The 367-nt window shown below is 45.2% G+C and carries 1 protein-coding gene and 1 pseudogene; both read left to right on the forward strand.

Annotated features, from left to right (window positions below; all coding sequences use genetic code 11):
• Positions 1-139, forward strand: a pseudogene (locus AB4585_RS22625) (DedA family protein); the annotation flags it as partial.
• A gap of 9 nt (positions 140-148) precedes the next feature.
• Positions 149-367, forward strand: a 219-nt coding sequence (locus tag AB4585_RS22630; RefSeq protein ID WP_372171060.1) for a hypothetical protein, incomplete at its 3' end; no start/stop codon positions are given.

The raw sequence follows: 367 nt of genomic DNA on the forward strand, positions 1-367 counted from the left end.
CGTTATTGGTGACCCTTTGTGTTTAGCCGCTGGGTGGCTTCGAATGCGCTTTCTTCCCTGTTTGGTGTTGATAGCCCTAGGAAAACTGGTTCGTTATGCGGTACTAGTAGGGTTATACACTGGGCTGGGTAATCTATAAGGAATAACAATGATCTTATCTCGTCTCAACCTGTCATTGTCCAAGTATAAGCTTGTGGGCACGCTGACGGCCGTGACTCTATTAGCGGCTTGCTCGACTCAAGAGAATACCGTTGAATCCACATCAAATGATTCAGCTATTCAGTTAGTTGAAAAAGTCGATGTCACACCGGGCAAGGCCTCGATCGCTTATTCTAAATACAAGCTTGCCAATGGATTAACCTTAATC

The sequence above is a fragment of the Vibrio sp. 10N.222.49.C9 genome (assembly GCF_041474985.1).
Lineage (GTDB): Bacteria > Pseudomonadota > Gammaproteobacteria > Enterobacterales > Vibrionaceae > Vibrio > Vibrio crassostreae_C.